Consider the following 18,151-nt stretch of genomic DNA (forward strand, 5'->3'; position numbering starts at 1 on the left):
GATGGGTCAGAAGGTTAATCCAATTGGTCTTCGTGTCGGTGTTATCCGTGACTGGGAATCTCGTTGGTTCGCTGAGAAAGATTACGCTACATTATTACATGAAGACATCAAAATCCGTGAGTACATTACTGTACGCTTAAAAGATTCTGCTGTTGCTAAAGTAGAAATCGAACGTGCAGCAAATCGTGTAAATGTTACAATTCACACTGCAAAACCTGGTATGGTAATTGGTAAAGGTGGTACTGAAGTTGAAGCACTTCGTAAAGCACTTAACCAATTAACAGGCAAGCGTGTACACATTAACATTTTAGAAGTTAAGAGAGCTGATCTTAACGCTAAATTAGTAGGCGAAAACATCGCTCGTCAATTAGAAAACCGTGTATCATTCCGTCGTGCACAAAAGCAAGTTATTCAACGTGCTATGCGTGCAGGAGCAAAAGGTATTAAAACACAGGTTTCTGGTCGTCTTGGCGGAGCTGATATCGCTCGTGCTGAATCTTACAGTGAAGGAACTGTTCCACTTCATACACTTCGCGCTGATATTGACTATGCAGCAGTTGAAGCTGATACAACATACGGTAAATTAGGCGTAAAAGTATGGATCTACCGTGGAGAAGTCCTTCCTACAAAAAAGAAAGCTTCTGAGGAAGGAGGAAAATAATATGTTAATGCCAAAACGCGTAAAATATCGTAGAGAGCATCGTGGTAAAATGCGTGGTCGTGCAAAAGGTGGAACTGAAATTGCTTTCGGTGAATTCGGTTTACAAGCACAAGCTGCTTCATGGATTACAAACCGTCAAATCGAAGCTGCTCGTCGTGCAATGACTCGTTACATGAAACGTGGCGGTAAAGTATGGATTAAAATTTTCCCTTCTAAACCTTACACTGCAAAACCTCTAGAAGTACGTATGGGTTCCGGTAAAGGGGCACCAGAAGGCTGGGTAGCAGTAGTAAAACCTGGGAAAATTATGTTTGAAATCGCGGGTGTATCTGAAGAGGTAGCACGCGAAGCATTACGTCTTGCAGCTCACAAGTTACCTGTGAAATGTAAATTCGTAAAACGTGAAGAAAATGGTGGTGAATCTAATGAAAACTAATGATATTCGTGAATTAACCACTGCCGAAATCGAAACAAAAGTTAAAGCTTTAAAGGAAGAATTATTCAATCTTCGCTTCCAACTTGCTACAGGACAATTAGAGAATCCAACTCGCATCCGTGAAGTGCGTAAAGCGATTGCTCGTATGAAAACTGTAGTTCGTGAAAGAGAGATCGGAATTAATCGATAAATTGAGGGGAGGTTTGCATAGTGAGCGAACGTAACCAACGCAAAGTTTATACTGGTCGTGTTGTGTCTGATAAAATGGACAAAACGATTACAGTTTTAGTTGAAACTTACAAAACTCATTCCTTGTACGGAAAACGTGTTAAGTATTCTAAAAAGTACAAAGCCCATGATGAGCAAAACCAAGCAAAACTTGGCGATATCGTTAAAATCATGGAAACTCGCCCGCTTTCTGCTACTAAGCGTTTCCGTTTAGTTGAAATCGTTGAAGAAGCGGTTGTTATCTAAATAGACGAATCGGAATTTTTAGTCCGAAGGGAGGTTTCATAACATGATCCAACAAGAATCTCGTTTGAAAGTTGCTGACAACTCTGGTGCACGTGAACTTTTAACAATTAAAGTATTGGGCGGCTCTGGTCGTAAATATGCTAACATTGGTGATATTATCGTTGCTACGGTAAAACAAGCAACACCAGGTGGCGTTGTTAAAAAAGGTGACGTTGTTAAGGCAGTAGTGGTACGTACGAAGAGCGGAGCTCGTCGTCCGGACGGTTCTTACATTAAATTTGATGAAAACGCAGCGGTTATCATCAAAGACGATAAGAGCCCACGTGGTACTCGTATCTTCGGACCAGTAGCTCGTGAATTACGTGATAGCAACTTCATGAAGATCGTTTCTTTAGCTCCAGAAGTTCTATAATTTAAGGTATTGCCTTGCTAAGGAGGTGCAGAATTAAGATGCATGTAAAAAAAGGTGATAAAGTTCAGGTAATCACTGGTAAAGACAAAGGAAAACAAGGCGTTATCCTTGTGGCTTTCCCAAAGCAAAACCGTGTTATCGTTGAGGGTGTTAACATCGTTAAAAAACACTCTAAGCCATCTCAATTAAATCCACAAGGTGGAATTATTACGAAAGAAGCACCTATTCACGTTTCTAATGTTATGGTATTAGATCCGAAAACAGGCGAACCTACTCGCGTAGGCTTCAAAGTAGAAGATGGTAAAAAAGTTCGTATTGCAAAAAAATCTGGTGAATTATTAGATAAATAATTTTCTTAAGAAAGGAGGTCACTTCATTGAATCGCCTTAAAGAGAAGTTCCAAAAGGAAATTACTCCTGCTCTAATGAGCAAGTTTAACTATAAATCTGTGATGGAAGTACCGAAAATCGAAAAGATCGTAATCAACACTGGTGTTGGTGACGCGGTATCTAACTCAAAAGCTTTAGACAATGCAGTAGAAGAATTAACTCAAATCGCAGGTCAAAAACCTGTTGTAACTCGCGCTAAAAAATCAATCGCTGGTTTCCGTCTTCGTGAAGGTATGCCAATCGGTGCGAAAGTAACTTTACGCGGACAACAAATGTATGAGTTCTTCGACAAATTAGTATCAGTTTCTTTACCACGTGTACGTGATTTCCGTGGTGTTTCTAAGAAATCATTCGATGGTCGCGGGAACTACACATTAGGTGTTAAAGAGCAACTAATTTTCCCTGAGATTGATTATGATAAAGTAAGTAAAGTCCGCGGTATGGACATCGTAATCGTTACTACAGCGAAAACTGATGAAGAAGCTCGTGAACTTTTAACACAATTCGGTATGCCATTCCAAAAATAATGGAAGCCAACGCTAAGTAGAGGAGGCGAAAACGTGGCTAAAAAATCTATGATCGCGAAACAAAAGCGTACTCCTAAGTTTAAAGTACAAGAGTATACACGTTGCGAACGCTGCGGTCGTCCGCATTCTGTATACCGCAAATTTAAGCTTTGCCGTATTTGTTTCCGTGAACTTGCATATAAAGGTCAAATTCCTGGTGTTAAAAAAGCTAGTTGGTAAAACCCACAAATGGGAAGGAGGTAAAACACATGGTGATGACAGATCCAATTGCAGACATGCTTACTCGCATCCGTAATGCGAATATGGTACGTCATGAGAAATTAGAGGTTCCTGCTTCTAAAATCAAAAAAGAGATCGCTGATCTTTTAAAACGTGAAGGTTTCATTCGTGATGTAGAATACATCGGGGATAACAAACAAGGTATCCTTCGTATTTTCCTGAAATATGGTGCAAACAATGAACGTGTAATCACTGGATTAAAACGTATCAGTAAACCTGGCTTACGCGTTTACGCAAAAGCTGATGAAGTACCACGTGTACTTAACGGATTAGGTATCGCTCTTGTTTCTACATCTAAGGGAGTAATGACAGACAAAGATGCTCGTCAATTACAAACTGGTGGAGAAGTAGTAGCATACGTTTGGTAATATATATTTAAAACGAACGGAGGTGTGACCACATGTCTCGTATTGGTAAAAAGATTCTTGAAATCCCTGCAGGTGTTACTATTACAGTTGCAGAAGACAATACTGTAACAGTAAAAGGCCCTAAAGGTGAATTAACTCGTACTTTCAAAACTGATATGTCTATCAAAATTGAAGAAAATACACTAACAGTTGAGCGTCCATCTGAACAGAAGGAACACCGTGCACTACACGGTACAACTCGTGCTTTAATCGGAAACATGGTTGAAGGTGTAACTGCAGGTTTCGCACGCGGACTTGAATTAGTCGGTGTTGGTTACCGTGCTCAAAAACAAGGTGATAAACTTGTTTTAAGCGTAGGTTATTCTCATCCAGTAGAAATGACTCCAGAAGCAGGACTTGAAGTTGAAGTACCTGTACCAACTAAAATCGTAATTAAAGGTATCGACAAGCAACGTGTTGGCGAATTTGCTGCTAACATCCGTGCTGTACGTGCTCCTGAACCATATAAAGGTAAAGGTATTCGTTACGAAGGCGAAGTTGTTCGTCGTAAAGAAGGTAAAACTGCTAAGTAAACCCGTTAGGTGAAAGAAAGGAGTGACAAGAATGATCACTAAAGCTGCTAAAAATGCGACTCGTAAGAAAAGACATGCACGTGTACGTGCTAAACTTACTGGTACTGCAGAACGTCCACGTTTAAACGTGTACCGTTCTAACCAACATATTTACGCTCAAGTTATTGATGATGTAAATGGTGTAACATTAGTAAGTGCATCTACTCTTGATAAAGACCTTGCTCTTAACGGTACTAGCAATACTGAAGCTGCTACGAAAGTTGGAGAATCAGTTGCTAAGCGTGCTGTAGAGAAAGGCGTTAAAGAAGTAGTATTTGATCGCGGTGGTTACTTATACCATGGCCGTGTTAAAGCTCTAGCTGAAGCTGCTCGTGAGGCTGGATTACAATTTTAATGGTCAAAGGAGGGAAAATTGATGCAACGCATTGACCCAAGTAAATTAGAACTTGAAGAACGTGTAGTTACGATAAATCGTGTCGCGAAAGTTGTTAAGGGTGGTCGTCGTTTCCGCTTTGCTGCACTAGTTGTAGTTGGCGATAAAAACGGTCATGTTGGATTCGGTACTGGTAAAGCACAAGAGGTACCAGACGCAATCCGTAAAGCTATCGAAGACGCTAAGAAAAACCTAATCGCAGTACCATTAGTTGGTACAACAATTCCACACACAATCAACGGTCATTTTGGAGCTGGTGAAGTATTCTTAAAACCTGCTGCTGAGGGTACTGGTGTTATTGCTGGTGGACCTGTTCGTGCGGTACTAGAATTAGCTGGTGTACAAGATATTCTTTCGAAATCTCTTGGTTCTAACACACCAATCAACATGATTCGCGCTACTGTGAACGGATTAAGCGAACTTAAGCGCGCTGAAGATGTTGCAAAATTACGCGGTAAATCTGTAGAAGAGCTACTAGGTTAAGGAGGGAAAACAAATGGCGAAAAAGTTAGAAATTACCCTCACTCGTAGTGTAATTGGTCGTCCACAAGATCAACGTGCGACGGTAGAAGCTTTAGGTCTTAAAAAGTTGAATTCAACTGTAGTTAAGGAAGAAACTCCTGCTATTCTTGGTATGATCAACAAAGTTTCTCACCTTATAACTGTAAAAGAAGCTTAAGGATAACTCATTAATATAAGGAGGTGCCTGGGAATGAAACTTCATGAATTAAAACCTGCAGAAGGTTCTCGTAAAGTACGTAACCGTGTCGGTCGTGGTATCGGTTCTGGTAACGGTAAAACTGCTGGTAGAGGTCATAAAGGACAAAACGCACGTTCTGGCGGCGGTGTTCGTCTTGGCTTCGAAGGTGGTCAAACTCCACTATTCCGTCGTTTACCAAAACGCGGCTTCACAAACATTAACCGTAAAGAGTTTACTATTGTAAACTTATCAACGTTAAATCGTTTTGAAGATGGTACAGAAGTAACACCTGAATTATTGCTGGAAACTGGCGTTATCAGCAAATTAAACGACGGTGTTAAAATTCTTGCAAGCGGAGCAGTAGAGAAAAAATTAACTGTTAAAGCGCACAAGTTCTCTTCAAGTGCTAAAGAAGCAATTGAAGCAGCTGGCGGATCAGTTGAGGTGATCTAATGTTTCGTACAATCTCCAACTTTATGCGCGTTGCTGAGATAAGACGTAAAATATTATTCACTTTAGCGATGTTAATCGTATTCAGGATTGGCACGTTTATCCCAGTGCCATTTACAAATGGAGACGTACTGAAAGCACAAGATCAATTAAATGCCTTAGGTATACTAAATACATTTGGCGGTGGCGCCTTGAAGAACTTCTCCATCTTCGCGATGGGAATCATGCCGTATATTACAGCATCCATCATCGTGCAATTATTGCAGATGGATGTTGTTCCTAAATTTTCGGAATGGTCGAAGCAAGGTGAAATGGGCCGTCGTAAACTAACGCAATTCACGCGTTACTTTACAATTGTTCTTGCGTTTATTCAGGGGTTTGGTATGTCGATCGGTTTTAACGGTATGGTAGGTGGGCAATTAATTTTGAATCCTGGTTGGAGCACTTATTTATACATTGCTACGGTACTGACTGCTGGTACTGCATTTTTAATGTGGTTAGGTGAACAGATTACATCTAAAGGTGTAGGTAATGGTATTTCCATCCTCATCTTTGGTGGTATTGCCGCAGCGATCCCAAGTGTTATATCTCAAGTGTATCAACAACAGTTTCAAAATATCGGAGATCAATTGTTCATGAGTATCGTTAAAGTTGCATTGATTTTACTAGCTGTGCTAGCAGTTATTGTTGGTGTTATTTTCATTCAACAGGCTGTTAGAAAGATTCCAATTCAATATGCGAAGCGTGTAACAGGAGGGAATGGGAATCATGCTGGAGCACAAAACACTCATTTACCACTTAAGGTAAATAGTGCGGGTGTTATTCCAGTCATTTTTGCTGTTTCATTCTTAATTACGCCTCCAACTATTGCACAGTTCTTCCCGAAACATGATGTGTCGCAGTGGATTATTGCAAACTTTAACTATTCTCACCCAGTGGGAATGATTATATATGTTGCGCTCATTGTAGCCTTCACATATTTCTATGCATTTGTTCAGGTTAATCCAGAGCAAATGTCAGAGAATCTAAACAAGCAAGGTGGATATGTTCCAGGTATTCGTCCGGGTAAGAATACAGAACAATATCTAACAAAAATCTTGTATCGTTTGACCTTTGTGGGATCAATTTTCCTAGCAGCGATTGCAATATTACCAGTTATCTTTACGAAATTGGGAAATCTTCCTCCATCTGCACAGATTGGTGGAACGAGTATGTTAATCGTTGTCGGCGTTGCTTTAGAAACAATGAAGCAGCTAGAAAGCCAATTGGTAAAACGCCATTACAAAGGGTTTATCAAGCAGTGAGTAAGTGGGAAGAATTGTCTTCCCTACATGCTCATGTACTGAGGGGGAACAAGGATGAACTTAATTTTAATGGGGCTTCCTGGTGCTGGTAAAGGTACACAAGCCGAACAGATTGTTGCCAAGTATAACATCCCTCACATCTCAACAGGAGATATGTTCCGTGCAGCTATGAAGGCTGAAACTGAACTTGGTTTACAAGCAAAATCTTTTATTGATAAAGGTGCGCTTGTTCCAGATGAAGTTACAATCGGAATTGTTCGTGAACGTTTAAGTCAGGAAGACTGTATTAAAGGCTTCTTATTAGATGGTTTCCCACGAACCGTTGCACAAGCATCAGCTCTTGAAGAGATTATGAAAGATCTTGGCAAAAAAATCGACTATGTTTTAAACATTAATGTGGATTCAGGGTTGTTATTAACACGCCTTACAGGCCGTCGCATTTGTAAAGAGTGCGGTGCGACTTACCACTTAGAATTCAATCCACCAGCAAAAGCTGATGTGTGCGATAAATGTGGTGGCGAATTATATCAACGCTCTGATGACAATGAAGAAACTGTAGCAAATCGTTTAGATGTAAATATTAAGCAAACAAAACCTTTGCTTGATTTCTACGAGGAGCTTGGTTACTTACAAAGCATTAATGGTGAGCAAGATATCAATAAAGTATTTGCTGATATCGATGTTCTCATCGGAGGCTTAGCGTAATGATCATCTGCAAAACTCCTCGCGAGATAGAAATCATGCGAGAAGCTGGCAGGATCGTTGCTTTAACTCATCAAGAGTTGAAACAACATATTACTCCAGGAATTACAACGAAAGAGCTCGATCAAATAGCGGAAAAGACGATTCGAAAATATGGTGCTACGCCATCTTTTAAAGGATACAACGGATTTCCGGGGAGCATATGTGCTTCTGTAAATGAAGAGCTTGTACACGGGATTCCAGGGAAGCGTAAGCTCGAAGAGGGCGATATCATCAGTATCGATATTGGTGCGAAATACAATGGGTACCATGGAGATTCTGCATGGACGTATCCAGTTGGAAACATTTCTGAATCTGTTCAAAAGCTACTTGATGTCACAGAAAAATCGTTGTATCTTGGTCTAGAACAAGTAAAACCAGGCGAAAGATTATCAAATATCTCGCATGCGGTTCAAACACATGCTGAAGAGAATGGGTTCTCGATCGTTAGGGAGTATGTTGGTCACGGAATCGGGCAAGACTTACATGAGGACCCTCAAATCCCGCACTATGGTCCACCAAATAGAGGCCCTAGATTAAAGCCGGGAATGGTCATCTGTGTTGAGCCGATGGTGAATCAAGGAAGACGATATGTAAAAACACTATCTGATGACTGGACAGTGGTAACGGTAGATGGTAAATGGTGTGCACACTTTGAGCACACGATTGCTCTTACAGAAGCAGGATACGAAATCCTTACCACTTTATAAGTAGCTGGCTCTCCGGGATTTCAGAGCAGTGTAAAATGTTACTGATTTGAAGAAGGGAGAACTATTGAATGGCTAAAGATGATGTAATTGAAGTCGAAGGTACCGTTCTTGAAACGTTGCCAAATGCTATGTTCAAAGTAGAATTAGAGAATGGGCATGTCGTATTGGCTCACGTTTCTGGTAAAATCCGTATGAACTTCATTCGTATTTTACCAGGAGACAAAGTTACGGTAGAATTATCTCCGTACGATTTAAATCGTGGTCGTATTACGTACCGTTTTAAATAATATAGCACTCCGTAATCTTTAAGGAGGTTCGAGACATGAAAGTAAGACCGTCAGTTAAACCAATCTGCGAAAAATGTAAAGTTATTCGTAGACGTGGAAAAGTAATGGTTATTTGTGAAAACCCTAAACATAAACAAAAACAAGGTTAATCAGAAGGAGGTGCATTCAGAATGGCACGTATCGCAGGTGTAGATATTCCTCGTGACAAGCGCGTTGTTATTTCTTTAACTTACGTATTCGGCATTGGTCGCACAACTGCTGAAAAAATTCTTACAGAAGCTGGTATTTCTTCGGAAACACGAGTTCGTGATTTATCGGAAGATGAATTAGGACGTATCCGTGATATCATCGATCGTATTAAAGTTGAGGGAGATCTTCGTCGTGAAGTATCTCTTAACATTAAACGTCTAATGGAGATCGGTTCTTACCGTGGTCTTCGTCACCGTCGTGGTTTACCAGTTCGTGGTCAAAACTCTAAAAACAATGCTCGTACACGTAAAGGTCCACGTCGTACAGTAGCAAATAAAAAGAAATAATAAGTAAAGGAGGTTGAACTAACAATGGCACGTAAAACAAACACTCGTAAAAAACGTGTGAAAAAGAATATTGAAGCTGGTATAGCTCATATTCGTTCTACTTTCAACAACACAATCGTAACACTTACAGATACTCACGGTAACGCACTTTCTTGGTCTAGTGCTGGTGCACTTGGTTTCCGTGGATCTCGTAAATCTACTCCATTCGCTGCGCAAATGGCTGCTGAAGCTGCTTCTAAAGTTGCAATGGAGCATGGTTTAAAAACTTTAGAGGTTACTGTTAAAGGTCCTGGTGCTGGTCGTGAAGCTGCAATTCGTGCTCTTCAAGCGGCAGGTCTAGAAGTAACAGCAATTAGAGATGTTACTCCAGTTCCTCATAATGGATGTCGTCCACCAAAACGTCGTCGTGTGTAATTTTTCTGTATAGAATTTTCCCTTTTGTCTATAATGGATATGATGCATTATCGAGAAATTTCGTACAGAAACATCGCTTGTTGTGCACAATCGGGAACTGCCTAAGGGGGACTTTCGGTTGAACAGAGGTTCTTCCTTTGTTTAACCGAGGTTTCGACGTTTTGAAGGAGGGTTTAGTTAATGATTGAAATCGAAAAACCGAAAATCGAAACGGTTGAACTTAACGAAGATGCTAAGTATGGCAAATTCGTGATTGAACCGCTTGAGCGTGGATATGGTACTACTTTGGGTAACTCCTTACGTCGTATTCTTTTATCCTCACTCCCTGGTGCCGCTGTAACTGCTATCCAAATCGATGGCGTTTTACACGAATTTTCAACAGTTGAGGGCGTAGTAGAGGATGTTACTACGATGATCTTAAACTTGAAAAAGTTAGCTCTTAAAATCTACTCTGAAGAAGAGAAGACGTTGGAAATCGATGTACAGGGCGAAGGTATTGTCACAGCTGCTGATATTACTCACGATAGTGATGTTGAAATCTTAAATCCAGATTTACACATTGCGACGTTAGCAAAAAATGCGCATTTCCGCATGCGTTTAACTGCAAAGCGTGGCCGTGGGTATACGCCAGCTGATGCAAATAAAAGCGAAGATCAACCAATAGGAGTAATTCCTATTGATTCTATTTATACTCCAGTATCACGTGTTACTTACCAAGTGGAAAAGACACGTGTCGGACAAGTGGCTAATTATGATAAGCTTACGCTTGATGTATGGACGGATGGAAGCATCGGGCCAAAAGAAGCTATCTCTTTAGGTGCCAAAATCTTAACTGAGCATTTAAATATCTTTGTTGGTTTAACTGACGAAGCACAAAATGCTGAGATTATGGTCGAGAAGGAAGAAGATCAAAAAGAAAAAGTTCTAGAGATGACTATCGAAGAACTGGATCTTTCTGTTCGTTCTTATAATTGCCTAAAACGTGCAGGAATTAATACTGTACAAGAGCTTGCGAACAAAACAGAAGAAGATATGATGAAAGTTCGTAACTTAGGACGTAAATCCTTAGAAGAAGTTAAACATAAACTTGAGGAATTAGGTTTAGGTTTACGTAAAGACGACTGAGGATTTAAACCCATCAACAAAGGAGGGAACTACGAATGGCATACAGAAAATTAGGCCGTACAAGTGCGCAACGTAAAGCTATGTTACGTGATTTAGCTACTGATTTAATTATCAACGAGCGCATCCAAACGACAGAAACTCGTGCAAAAGAACTTCGTTCTGTAGTGGAAAAAATGATCACTTTAGGTAAACGCGGAGATCTTCATGCTCGTCGTCAAGCAGCAGCTTTCATCCGTAATGAGGTTGCTAACGCTGAGACTGGTCAAGATGCACTTCAAAAATTATTCGCTGATGTAGCTCCACGCTATGCTGAGCGCCAAGGCGGATACACTCGTATTGCAAAAATTGGTCCACGTCGCGGAGACGCAGCACCAATGGTAATTATCGAGTTAGTATAATGATGATTAAAAGGGCAGGACAGTTCTTTTCAAGTAACTGGTCATGGCCCTTTTTTTTTAAGTATAGAAAAATAGGCTAACTTGGCGATAGAAAGGGTGCCTTGTATTGAAAAAAGAGAAACTTCGGACAGAAAATATATCATTTCAATATCCTGGGGCAGCCTCTTATGCATTAAAAGATGTTTCGTTTTCCTTATATGAAGGAGAATGGGTATCTGTTATTGGACAAAATGGTTCAGGGAAGTCTACACTTGCAAAATTATTGAATGGCTTATTTTTACCGGAATCAGGGACAATTACTGTAAATGATACAATGATTTTATCAGAGGAAACAGTATGGGATGTTCGAAAGCAAATTGGGATGGTATTTCAAAATCCAGATAATCAATTTGTTGGAACGACAGTACAAGATGACGTTGTATTCGGCCTTGAGAACATCGGAATGCCAAGGGAGCAGATGATAGAAAGACTAGAACAAGCTCTGCAACTTGTCCGTATGGAAGATTTTTTAAATGAAGAACCCCATTCGTTATCTGGTGGACAAAAGCAGCGAGTCGCAATAGCAGGTATTTTAGCACTTCAGCCATCTATTTTAATACTAGATGAAGCAACTTCAATGTTAGACCCTCAGGGAAGACGTGAAGTAGTAGAAACGGTCAGACAACTTGTTAATCAAAAGGGTATTACGGTGTTATCGATTACGCACGATTTAGAAGAAGCGGCACAGTCAGACCGTATTATTATTTTGAACAAGGGAGAAATATTAGAGGAAGGTACTCCAGAGCAAATTTTCAAATCCTCTCATATGCTCCAAGAGATTGGATTAGATGTACCTTTTTCGGTAAAAATAGCAGAATTATTAAAAAGAAATGAAATTCACTTGCAAAATATGCATCTTACAATGGAAAGCTTGGTGAACGAACTTTGGAGATTACATTCCAAAAAGTAGAACATCGTTATCAATATAAAACTCCATTTGAAAGACGCGCACTTTATGATGTAGACGTGTCGTTTCCAAGTGGGGGCTATTATGCCATTATCGGTCATACTGGTTCAGGTAAGTCGACGATGATTCAACATTTAAATGGTTTATTGCAGCCGACAAATGGTACGGTTCAAATTGGTGAACATTTAATTTCAGCAGGGAAGAAAGAGAAGAAACTTAAGCCGCTACGAAAAAAAGTAGGGGTTGTCTTTCAGTTTCCAGAACATCAACTATTTGAAGAAACAGTTGAAAAGGACATTTGTTTTGGGCCTACTAATTTTGGTGTATCTGAAGAAGAGGCGAAACAAAAGGCAAAGGATGCAATCCAGCTTGTTGGATTGGATATAGAGTTATTAGCACGTTCCCCGTTTGAATTAAGCGGTGGGCAAATGAGGCGTGTTGCAATAGCAGGCGTACTTGCGATGGAACCCGAAGTGCTTGTATTAGATGAACCTACAGCAGGGCTTGATCCGAAAGGACAGCACGAGCTCATGGAGATGTTTTACAATTTGCATAAGGAACAGGGGCTTACAGTTATTCTTGTCACCCATAATATGGAGGATGCCGCTAAGTATGCAGATCAAATAGTAGTCATGCATAAAGGAACGGTCTTTTTGCAAGGAAGAGCAGAGGAAGTATTTTCACATGCTGATGAATTAGAACAAATCGGTGTGGATCTTCCAATGTCTTTAAAGTATAAACGTGCAATTGAAGAGAAGTTTGGTATTTCAATTTCGAAGGCTACCTTATCTTTAGAGGATCTTACTCATGAAGTTGTACAGGTGTTACGAAAAGGTGGTCATGAATCATGCAGCAGTTGATTATTGGGAGATACATTCCAGGTCAGTCACTCATTCATCAACTTGATCCTCGTACGAAGCTGTTGATTGTCTTTTTATATGTATTTGTTGTTTTCTTAGCAAATAATGCGATTTCATATGGATTTTTATTTTTATATGCACTCATTGCTTTATTTTTTGCAAAAGTGCCGATTCGTTATGTACTTTCGGGCTTAAAACCAATTTTATGGATTTTTCTTTTTACATTTTTCCTGCATATTTTTACAAATAAAGAAGGGGAAGTACTATTCCAGCTTGGTTGGTTTTCGATACATGAAAAAGGATTAGAGCAAGGAATCTACATTTCTATACGATTTTTCGTTATTATTTTAATGACGACGTTATTAACGTTAACAACGACACCAATTGAGATTACAGATGGTTTAGAGACGTTATTAAAGCCGTTGAAGCGTATGAAAGTTCCTGTTCATGAAATCGCATTAATGATGTCAATTTCTCTTCGATTTATCCCCACATTAATGGATGAAACGAGTAAAATTATGAAAGCGCAGGCGTCACGTGGTATTGATTTTGCTGGAGGACCGATAAAAGATAGGATGAAAGCTATTATCTCACTACTCGTTCCCCTATTTATCAGTGCTTTTAAGCGTGCAGAGGACTTAGCGATTGCGATGGAAGCTCGTGGATATCGAAGTGGCGAAGGACGTACTAAATTTAGGCAACTACGCTGGAAAATAAGTGATACAGTAACAATTGTAAGCTTACTTTGTTTAGCTTGTATTTTGGCATGGGTGCGGTCGTAATGGAGAATAGAGAAATGGATAGAATAAAATGTACAGTTGCATATGATGGCATTCATTTTTGTGGTTACCAAATTCAACCACAGCATCGTACTGTTCAACAAGAAATAGAGAAAGCATTGCAGAAGTTGCATAAAGGAGAACTTGTTCGTGTGCAGGCATCAGGCAGAACGGATTCTACCGTTCACGCCAAAGGACAAGTGATACACTTTGATACACCATTGTCTCTTGAAGAGTGGCAATGGAGTAATGCTTTAAATACAATGTTGCCGGATGATATTGTTATCAGGCAGGTAGAGAAGAAAACAGAAGAATTTCATGCACGTTACGGTGTCGAGAGAAAAGAATATCGTTATCGTGTATTAGTATCAAAGACTGCGGATGTATTCCGTAGAAATTACGCATATCAATATCCATATCCGCTCGAAATAAAAGCTATAAGAAAAGCGATTCCTTATTTTATTGGAACGCATGACTTTACTTCTTTTTGTTCGGCAAAAACTGACAAAAAAGATAAAGTGCGAACAATTTATGAAATCGAGTTAATTGAGCAAGATGATGAATTAATTTTTCGTTTTGTTGGTAATGGATTTTTATATAATATGGTCAGAATTATTCTTGGTACGTTACTTAACGTAGGACAAGGAAAGCTTGACCCTGATAGCATTCCAGAGATTTTAGCGAAACAAAATCGCCAGTTTGCTGGAAAGATGGCTCCAGGTCATGGACTTTACTTATGGCAGGTAAACTATAACAACTAATCCTGGTGTAACATTTGCTTGACATTAGAAACGCAAAAGTATATCATAACATATGGTATTGTTTCTAAAACCACGATTAGCCCCGGAAGGAAATCGTGTTTAAGATAAACAATAGATTTTTTCTATGGAAAAGATAACGAGGAGGGAAACACATGCGTACGACTTTTATGGCAAAAGCTAACGAAGTTGAGCGTAAATGGTATGTGGTTGATGCTGAAGGTCAAACTTTAGGTCGCCTATCTACTGAAGTAGCATCCATTTTACGTGGTAAACACAAACCTACATTTACACCACACGTTGACACGGGTGATCATGTAATTATTATTAACGCTGAGAAAATTCATTTAACAGGTAATAAATTAAACGATAAAATTTACTACCGTCACACTAACCACCCAGGTGGACTTAAGCAAAGAACAGCTCTAGAAATGCGTACAAACTACCCTGTACAAATGTTAGAGCTTGCAATTAAAGGCATGCTTCCAAAAGGACGTTTAGGACGTCAAGTGTCTAAGAAATTAAACGTGTATGCTGGAGCAGAGCATCCACACCAAGCACAACAACCAGAAGTTTACGAACTTCGCGGATAATTAATTAAAGGAGGGCTTACTTTGGCACAGGTTCAATACTATGGCACTGGACGTCGTAAGAGTTCAGTAGCGCGCGTACGCCTAGTTCCAGGCGAAGGACGCGTTATCATTAACGGTCGTGATTTTGAAAACTATATCCCATTTGCTGCATTACGTGAAGTAGTGAAACAACCTCTAGTTGCAACAGAAACTTTAGGTAACTACGATGTACTTGTAAACGTAAATGGTGGTGGATACACTGGTCAAGCTGGTGCTATTCGTCACGGTATTTCTCGCGCTTTATTAAAAGCTGATCCAGAATACCGTCTAACACTAAAACGTGCAGGTCTATTAACTCGTGACGCACGTATGAAAGAGCGTAAAAAATACGGTCTTAAAGGCGCACGTCGTGCACCTCAGTTCTCAAAACGTTAATTTTTGCGAACTTCAAACCCCAACCATTTTGGTTGGGGTTTTTTTATGTTTAATTCTTCTTTTGTAATTTTTGTAGCTTGGAATATTTTAGTGCTAACGTCCTGCGTATGCTTCTTCTTTAGAAGTTTAGACTAATACGTATTAGGGAGGTTTATAAGTACTATGAATGTCATTGTCAACTTACAAGAAAAGCAAAAAGAAAAGCAGTTAAAATACGAGCGGAAGATGCTGCGAGAATTATCATTAAAAACATTGCGTTCAAATATTCGTGATGCCTTTCAGATGCAAGAACTTCATCGTCAGTATGAAGATTATTGTATTGAATTAGGGATAGAATCTTATTTATTAGGAGCGAGATACAGTAAATTTGGTTATCATGGTGAATCATTCTTTGATGTGAAATATAGGGCTTTAGAAGAAGAGCAACAATTAACTGAAACATTATTTCAATTTTTAACGAGTATGACTATACGCGAAATTAAGTTGCAAGACGAGGAATTGCTTTTTGAATCTTGCCAGCAGTTTATCGGCTTGTGGTGGCAGGAAGGGTATGAAAAAGGCGAAAGAAGATATCGATTAAAGCTACACTAAGACAAGCATAAACTTTCCTCTTGTCCCATATAAGTAATTAGAGGGACTAGCTGGAGGAGGAAAGGTATGAAGAGAATTCGAATTATCTCTTTTGCGCTCGCTGCGGTTGTTTTGTTTTTTTTAGTTAAACAAGAATTTCAAATTACAAAATCGTGGCGAGCTTGGAATTTACCCTTATCAGGGAAAGTGATTGTACTAGATGCTGGGCATGGTGGGCCAGACGGAGGGGCTGTTGGTGGAAAGGATATTGTAGAAAAAGATATTACGCTTGAGATTACAAAAAAGGTACAAGATTATTTACAAGAACAAGGCGCTTTAGTCATTTTAACGCGTGAAGGAGATTATGATTTAGCTAATAAAGATACAAAGTCATATAGTAGACGTAAAGCAGAGGATTTAAAAAAGCGTGTTGAAATCATTAATAAGCCTGATGTAGACTTTTTTGCGAGTATTCATTTAAATGCCCTAACTAGTAGTGGATCTAAGGGCGCACAAACGTTCTACTACCGTTCTTCGATTGAAAATGAACGGGCTGCGAAATTTATACAAGCTGAATTGAGAACAAGCTTAGAAAATACGAATCGTTCTGCTAAAACAATTCCTCACGTGTATTTATTGAAGTATGCCAAAAAACCAGGTGCTTTAATTGAGGCTGGCTTTTTATCGAACGTGAATGAAAGATATATGTTAAATTCGGAGAAATACCAGCAAAAAGTAGCCGCTGCAATATATCGTGGTATATTACGTTATTTTACGGAAAAAGGAAATCCTCCAGAATAAGGAGGATTTTTCGAGTTTCTCTCGTTAACGAAGTTTTCCGAAAATATGTTATACTGGAAATGTAAACGCATTTATTTCAAAGATAAAGAGAGATAAATTTAATTAACATTACGTTATTTTTCATACAGGGGGCTGGGCTAATTATGGTAACGAAAGAGCAGGTAGTGGAAGCATTGGAAGGGATTGTAGATCCGTTTATACATAAAACGTTAAAAGAAACAAATGCAATTAAAGAGGTAACAGTCAAGCCGGAGAAGGAACATGTAAGTGTTAAAATTGCAATTGTAAAGACAGGTACAGCGGAACAAATGCAGTTGCAGTCTGGAATTGTAAAGTTAGTAAAGGAACTTGGAGCAGCAACAGTTGGACTTCGTTTTGCAGAATTTACAGAAGAGGAATTAGCTCAGTTTGCACCACCGCAAGAGGAAGAGAAAAGTGAATCCTTATTATCACCGAACTCAAATACAACATTTTTAGCAGTGGCAAGTGGAAAAGGTGGAGTAGGGAAATCGACTGTTTCTGTTAACCTTGCAATTGCTTTAGCTCGTTTAGGAAAAAAGGTTGGTATCATTGATGCGGATATTTACGGTTTTAGTGTACCGGATATGATGGGTATAGAAAAACGTCCAATCGTAAGAGGTGATAAGATAATACCAGTGGAGCGTCTAGGTGTGAAAGTAATCTCAATGGGATTCTTTGTAGAAGATAATGCACCTGTTATTTGGAGGGGTCCTATGCTTGGGAAAATGTTAAATCACTTTTTCACAGAAGTAGAATGGGGTGATTTAGATTACCTAGTATTAGATTTACCACCAGGTACAGGTGATGTTGCGTTAGATGTGCATTCGATGTTGCCGTCTTGTAAAGAGATTATTGTAACAACGCCGCACCCAACAGCAGCATTTGTAGCAGCACGCGCTGGAGCAATGGCTTTACGTACAGAACATAGCATTCTTGGTGTCGTTGAAAATATGGCATACTTTGAAAGTAAAGCAACTGGTGAGAAAGAGTATGTGTTTGGAAGAGGCGGAGGAGACAAACTAGCTACGGAACTCCAAACGGATGTACTGGGCCGAATTCCACTTCAGCAACCTGATTGGAATAAAGAAGACTTTGCGCCGTCAGTATATGAAGATACACATACAACGGGTCTCATTTATCGTGCGATAGCTGAGAAGGTTATTGATAAAACAGCTGTTACACAAAAATAAAGT

General features: G+C 39.5%; 32 protein-coding genes. All 32 read left to right on the forward strand.

What is annotated here, in order from left to right:
- Position 1: 1 nt before the first annotated feature.
- The 32 genes from rpsC to KPL75_RS14890 all read left to right on the forward strand — a co-directional run bounded on the left by rpsC (position 2) and on the right by KPL75_RS14890 (position 18,148).
- Positions 2–661, forward strand: coding sequence for a 30S ribosomal protein S3 (gene rpsC / locus KPL75_RS14735; protein WP_000529958.1), 660 nt, complete (start codon positions 2–4; stop codon positions 659–661).
- A gap of 1 nt (position 662) precedes the next feature.
- Positions 663–1,097 carry a 50S ribosomal protein L16 gene (rplP, locus tag KPL75_RS14740; protein WP_000928969.1) on the forward strand — a complete coding sequence of 145 codons (435 nt, stop codon included), beginning with the start codon at positions 663–665 and terminating at the stop codon, positions 1,095–1,097.
- On the forward strand, positions 1,087–1,287 hold the full coding sequence (rpmC, locus tag KPL75_RS14745) for a 50S ribosomal protein L29 (RefSeq protein ID WP_000855718.1): 201 nt from the start codon (positions 1,087–1,089) through the stop codon (positions 1,285–1,287). The genes rplP and rpmC overlap by 11 nt, the downstream gene beginning before the upstream one ends.
- A 20-nt stretch (positions 1,288–1,307) precedes the next feature.
- A complete protein-coding gene (gene rpsQ, locus KPL75_RS14750) occupies positions 1,308–1,571 on the forward strand; it encodes a 30S ribosomal protein S17 (protein ID WP_002091526.1) in 264 nt (87 codons plus the stop codon).
- A 43-nt stretch (positions 1,572–1,614) separates the two neighbouring features.
- Positions 1,615–1,983: a 50S ribosomal protein L14 gene (rplN, locus tag KPL75_RS14755; RefSeq protein ID WP_000615912.1), complete on the forward strand. Its 369-nt coding sequence runs from the start codon at positions 1,615–1,617 to the stop codon at positions 1,981–1,983.
- A gap of 38 nt (positions 1,984–2,021) precedes the next feature.
- A complete protein-coding gene (gene rplX, locus KPL75_RS14760; RefSeq protein ID WP_000558201.1) occupies positions 2,022–2,333 on the forward strand; it encodes a 50S ribosomal protein L24 in 312 nt (103 codons plus the stop codon).
- A 26-nt stretch (positions 2,334–2,359) separates the two neighbouring features.
- Entirely contained in the window at positions 2,360–2,899 is a 540-nt protein-coding gene (gene rplE / locus KPL75_RS14765; RefSeq protein WP_002091528.1) for a 50S ribosomal protein L5, read from the forward strand.
- Positions 2,900–2,932: 33 nt separating this feature from the next.
- Entirely contained in the window at positions 2,933–3,118 is a 186-nt protein-coding gene (gene rpsN / locus KPL75_RS14770; RefSeq protein ID WP_001085700.1) for a 30S ribosomal protein S14, read from the forward strand.
- A gap of 29 nt (positions 3,119–3,147) precedes the next feature.
- The gene (gene rpsH, locus KPL75_RS14775) at positions 3,148–3,546 is read left to right on the forward strand and encodes a 30S ribosomal protein S8 (RefSeq protein ID WP_002091529.1); all 399 of its coding nucleotides are present in this window, start codon (positions 3,148–3,150) and stop codon (positions 3,544–3,546) included.
- A gap of 32 nt (positions 3,547–3,578) precedes the next feature.
- The gene (gene rplF, locus KPL75_RS14780) at positions 3,579–4,118 is read left to right on the forward strand and encodes a 50S ribosomal protein L6 (protein ID WP_219916820.1); all 540 of its coding nucleotides are present in this window, start codon (positions 3,579–3,581) and stop codon (positions 4,116–4,118) included.
- Between the two features lie 31 nt (positions 4,119–4,149).
- Positions 4,150–4,512 (forward strand): 50S ribosomal protein L18, encoded by a 363-nt coding sequence (rplR, locus tag KPL75_RS14785; RefSeq protein WP_002009761.1) that lies wholly within the window; start codon positions 4,150–4,152, stop codon positions 4,510–4,512.
- A 21-nt stretch (positions 4,513–4,533) separates the two neighbouring features.
- Entirely contained in the window at positions 4,534–5,034 is a 501-nt protein-coding gene (gene rpsE / locus KPL75_RS14790) for a 30S ribosomal protein S5 (protein WP_002009759.1), read from the forward strand.
- A 13-nt stretch (positions 5,035–5,047) separates the two neighbouring features.
- Complete coding sequence (gene rpmD / locus KPL75_RS14795) at positions 5,048–5,230, forward strand: 50S ribosomal protein L30 (RefSeq protein WP_001085231.1); 183 nt, start codon at positions 5,048–5,050, stop codon at positions 5,228–5,230.
- 33 nt (positions 5,231–5,263) lie between these two features.
- Complete coding sequence (gene rplO, locus KPL75_RS14800; RefSeq protein WP_002009754.1) at positions 5,264–5,704, forward strand: 50S ribosomal protein L15; 441 nt, start codon at positions 5,264–5,266, stop codon at positions 5,702–5,704.
- Entirely contained in the window at positions 5,704–7,005 is a 1,302-nt protein-coding gene (gene secY, locus KPL75_RS14805) for a preprotein translocase subunit SecY (protein WP_070140535.1), read from the forward strand. The genes rplO and secY overlap by 1 nt, the downstream gene beginning before the upstream one ends.
- A 54-nt stretch (positions 7,006–7,059) precedes the next feature.
- Positions 7,060–7,710: an adenylate kinase gene (locus tag KPL75_RS14810; RefSeq protein ID WP_002063428.1), complete on the forward strand. Its 651-nt coding sequence runs from the start codon at positions 7,060–7,062 to the stop codon at positions 7,708–7,710.
- Complete coding sequence (gene map, locus KPL75_RS14815) at positions 7,710–8,456, forward strand: type I methionyl aminopeptidase (protein ID WP_000582542.1); 747 nt, start codon at positions 7,710–7,712, stop codon at positions 8,454–8,456. The genes KPL75_RS14810 and map overlap by 1 nt, the downstream gene beginning before the upstream one ends.
- Positions 8,457–8,524: 68 nt before the next feature.
- Positions 8,525–8,743, forward strand: coding sequence for a translation initiation factor IF-1 (gene infA, locus KPL75_RS14820; protein ID WP_001029884.1), 219 nt, complete (start codon positions 8,525–8,527; stop codon positions 8,741–8,743).
- A gap of 35 nt (positions 8,744–8,778) precedes the next feature.
- Positions 8,779–8,892, forward strand: coding sequence for a 50S ribosomal protein L36 (gene rpmJ, locus KPL75_RS14825; protein WP_000868344.1), 114 nt, complete (start codon positions 8,779–8,781; stop codon positions 8,890–8,892).
- Between the two features lie 21 nt (positions 8,893–8,913).
- On the forward strand, positions 8,914–9,279 hold the full coding sequence (gene rpsM, locus KPL75_RS14830; protein ID WP_002009746.1) for a 30S ribosomal protein S13: 366 nt from the start codon (positions 8,914–8,916) through the stop codon (positions 9,277–9,279).
- 24 nt (positions 9,280–9,303) lie between these two features.
- Positions 9,304–9,693, forward strand: coding sequence for a 30S ribosomal protein S11 (gene rpsK / locus KPL75_RS14835; protein ID WP_002009745.1), 390 nt, complete (start codon positions 9,304–9,306; stop codon positions 9,691–9,693).
- Positions 9,694–9,873: 180 nt separating this feature from the next.
- Entirely contained in the window at positions 9,874–10,818 is a 945-nt protein-coding gene (locus KPL75_RS14840; protein WP_002009743.1) for a DNA-directed RNA polymerase subunit alpha, read from the forward strand.
- A 35-nt stretch (positions 10,819–10,853) separates the two neighbouring features.
- The gene (gene rplQ / locus KPL75_RS14845; protein WP_000331490.1) at positions 10,854–11,216 is read left to right on the forward strand and encodes a 50S ribosomal protein L17; all 363 of its coding nucleotides are present in this window, start codon (positions 10,854–10,856) and stop codon (positions 11,214–11,216) included.
- A gap of 106 nt (positions 11,217–11,322) precedes the next feature.
- A complete protein-coding gene (locus tag KPL75_RS14850) occupies positions 11,323–12,165 on the forward strand; it encodes an energy-coupling factor ABC transporter ATP-binding protein (RefSeq protein ID WP_144505030.1) in 843 nt (280 codons plus the stop codon).
- Complete coding sequence (locus KPL75_RS14855) at positions 12,141–13,022, forward strand: energy-coupling factor ABC transporter ATP-binding protein (protein WP_002113327.1); 882 nt, start codon at positions 12,141–12,143, stop codon at positions 13,020–13,022. The genes KPL75_RS14850 and KPL75_RS14855 overlap by 25 nt, the downstream gene beginning before the upstream one ends.
- Positions 13,010–13,804, forward strand: coding sequence for an energy-coupling factor transporter transmembrane component T family protein (locus KPL75_RS14860; RefSeq protein WP_070140538.1), 795 nt, complete (start codon positions 13,010–13,012; stop codon positions 13,802–13,804). Before KPL75_RS14855 ends, KPL75_RS14860 begins: the two co-directional genes overlap by 13 nt.
- A 14-nt stretch (positions 13,805–13,818) precedes the next feature.
- Positions 13,819–14,562 (forward strand): tRNA pseudouridine(38-40) synthase TruA, encoded by a 744-nt coding sequence (truA, locus tag KPL75_RS14865; RefSeq protein ID WP_309137431.1) that lies wholly within the window; start codon positions 13,819–13,821, stop codon positions 14,560–14,562.
- A gap of 152 nt (positions 14,563–14,714) precedes the next feature.
- Positions 14,715–15,152, forward strand: a complete 438-nt coding sequence (rplM, locus tag KPL75_RS14870) for a 50S ribosomal protein L13 (protein ID WP_002029337.1) — start codon at positions 14,715–14,717, stop codon at positions 15,150–15,152.
- Positions 15,153–15,173: 21 nt separating this feature from the next.
- Positions 15,174–15,566, forward strand: a complete 393-nt coding sequence (gene rpsI / locus KPL75_RS14875; RefSeq protein ID WP_000079986.1) for a 30S ribosomal protein S9 — start codon at positions 15,174–15,176, stop codon at positions 15,564–15,566.
- Positions 15,567–15,728: 162 nt separating this feature from the next.
- Complete coding sequence (locus tag KPL75_RS14880; protein ID WP_219916822.1) at positions 15,729–16,157, forward strand: DUF2521 family protein; 429 nt, start codon at positions 15,729–15,731, stop codon at positions 16,155–16,157.
- Positions 16,158–16,223: 66 nt separating this feature from the next.
- Positions 16,224–16,937, forward strand: coding sequence for an N-acetylmuramoyl-L-alanine amidase CwlD (cwlD, locus tag KPL75_RS14885; protein WP_002113331.1), 714 nt, complete (start codon positions 16,224–16,226; stop codon positions 16,935–16,937).
- Positions 16,938–17,080: 143 nt separating this feature from the next.
- Positions 17,081–18,148 carry an Mrp/NBP35 family ATP-binding protein gene (locus tag KPL75_RS14890; protein ID WP_219916823.1) on the forward strand — a complete coding sequence of 356 codons (1,068 nt, stop codon included), beginning with the start codon at positions 17,081–17,083 and terminating at the stop codon, positions 18,146–18,148.
- The last annotated feature ends 3 nt before the right edge of the window (positions 18,149–18,151 follow it).

It is taken from the genome of Bacillus sp. NP247 (assembly GCF_018966865.1).
Lineage (GTDB): Bacteria > Bacillota > Bacilli > Bacillales > Bacillaceae_G > Bacillus_A.

What these genes read in the sequence shown, in the direction of transcription:
- rpsC (WP_000529958.1), top strand. Translation starts at nt 2, where the DNA reads ATGGGTCAGAAGGTTAATCCAATTGGTCTTCGTGTCGGTGTTATCCGT.
- rplP (WP_000928969.1), top strand. Translation starts at nt 663, where the DNA reads ATGTTAATGCCAAAACGCGTAAAATATCGTAGAGAGCATCGTGGTAAA.
- rpmC (WP_000855718.1), top strand. Translation starts at nt 1,087, where the DNA reads ATGAAAACTAATGATATTCGTGAATTAACCACTGCCGAAATCGAAACA.
- rplN (WP_000615912.1), top strand. Translation starts at nt 1,615, where the DNA reads ATGATCCAACAAGAATCTCGTTTGAAAGTTGCTGACAACTCTGGTGCA.
- rplX (WP_000558201.1), top strand. Translation starts at nt 2,022, where the DNA reads ATGCATGTAAAAAAAGGTGATAAAGTTCAGGTAATCACTGGTAAAGAC.
- rpsH (WP_002091529.1), top strand. Translation starts at nt 3,148, where the DNA reads ATGGTGATGACAGATCCAATTGCAGACATGCTTACTCGCATCCGTAAT.
- rplF (WP_219916820.1), top strand. Translation starts at nt 3,579, where the DNA reads ATGTCTCGTATTGGTAAAAAGATTCTTGAAATCCCTGCAGGTGTTACT.
- rplR (WP_002009761.1), top strand. Translation starts at nt 4,150, where the DNA reads ATGATCACTAAAGCTGCTAAAAATGCGACTCGTAAGAAAAGACATGCA.
- rpsE (WP_002009759.1), top strand. Translation starts at nt 4,534, where the DNA reads ATGCAACGCATTGACCCAAGTAAATTAGAACTTGAAGAACGTGTAGTT.
- rpmD (WP_001085231.1), top strand. Translation starts at nt 5,048, where the DNA reads ATGGCGAAAAAGTTAGAAATTACCCTCACTCGTAGTGTAATTGGTCGT.
- rplO (WP_002009754.1), top strand. Translation starts at nt 5,264, where the DNA reads ATGAAACTTCATGAATTAAAACCTGCAGAAGGTTCTCGTAAAGTACGT.
- secY (WP_070140535.1), top strand. Translation starts at nt 5,704, where the DNA reads ATGTTTCGTACAATCTCCAACTTTATGCGCGTTGCTGAGATAAGACGT.
- KPL75_RS14810 (WP_002063428.1), top strand. Translation starts at nt 7,060, where the DNA reads ATGAACTTAATTTTAATGGGGCTTCCTGGTGCTGGTAAAGGTACACAA.
- map (WP_000582542.1), top strand. Translation starts at nt 7,710, where the DNA reads ATGATCATCTGCAAAACTCCTCGCGAGATAGAAATCATGCGAGAAGCT.
- infA (WP_001029884.1), top strand. Translation starts at nt 8,525, where the DNA reads ATGGCTAAAGATGATGTAATTGAAGTCGAAGGTACCGTTCTTGAAACG.
- rpmJ (WP_000868344.1), top strand. Translation starts at nt 8,779, where the DNA reads ATGAAAGTAAGACCGTCAGTTAAACCAATCTGCGAAAAATGTAAAGTT.
- rpsM (WP_002009746.1), top strand. Translation starts at nt 8,914, where the DNA reads ATGGCACGTATCGCAGGTGTAGATATTCCTCGTGACAAGCGCGTTGTT.
- rpsK (WP_002009745.1), top strand. Translation starts at nt 9,304, where the DNA reads ATGGCACGTAAAACAAACACTCGTAAAAAACGTGTGAAAAAGAATATT.
- KPL75_RS14840 (WP_002009743.1), top strand. Translation starts at nt 9,874, where the DNA reads ATGATTGAAATCGAAAAACCGAAAATCGAAACGGTTGAACTTAACGAA.
- rplQ (WP_000331490.1), top strand. Translation starts at nt 10,854, where the DNA reads ATGGCATACAGAAAATTAGGCCGTACAAGTGCGCAACGTAAAGCTATG.
- KPL75_RS14860 (WP_070140538.1), top strand. Translation starts at nt 13,010, where the DNA reads ATGCAGCAGTTGATTATTGGGAGATACATTCCAGGTCAGTCACTCATT.
- truA (WP_309137431.1), top strand. Translation starts at nt 13,819, where the DNA reads ATGGATAGAATAAAATGTACAGTTGCATATGATGGCATTCATTTTTGT.
- rplM (WP_002029337.1), top strand. Translation starts at nt 14,715, where the DNA reads ATGCGTACGACTTTTATGGCAAAAGCTAACGAAGTTGAGCGTAAATGG.
- KPL75_RS14880 (WP_219916822.1), top strand. Translation starts at nt 15,729, where the DNA reads ATGAATGTCATTGTCAACTTACAAGAAAAGCAAAAAGAAAAGCAGTTA.
- cwlD (WP_002113331.1), top strand. Translation starts at nt 16,224, where the DNA reads ATGAAGAGAATTCGAATTATCTCTTTTGCGCTCGCTGCGGTTGTTTTG.
- KPL75_RS14890 (WP_219916823.1), top strand. Translation starts at nt 17,081, where the DNA reads ATGGTAACGAAAGAGCAGGTAGTGGAAGCATTGGAAGGGATTGTAGAT.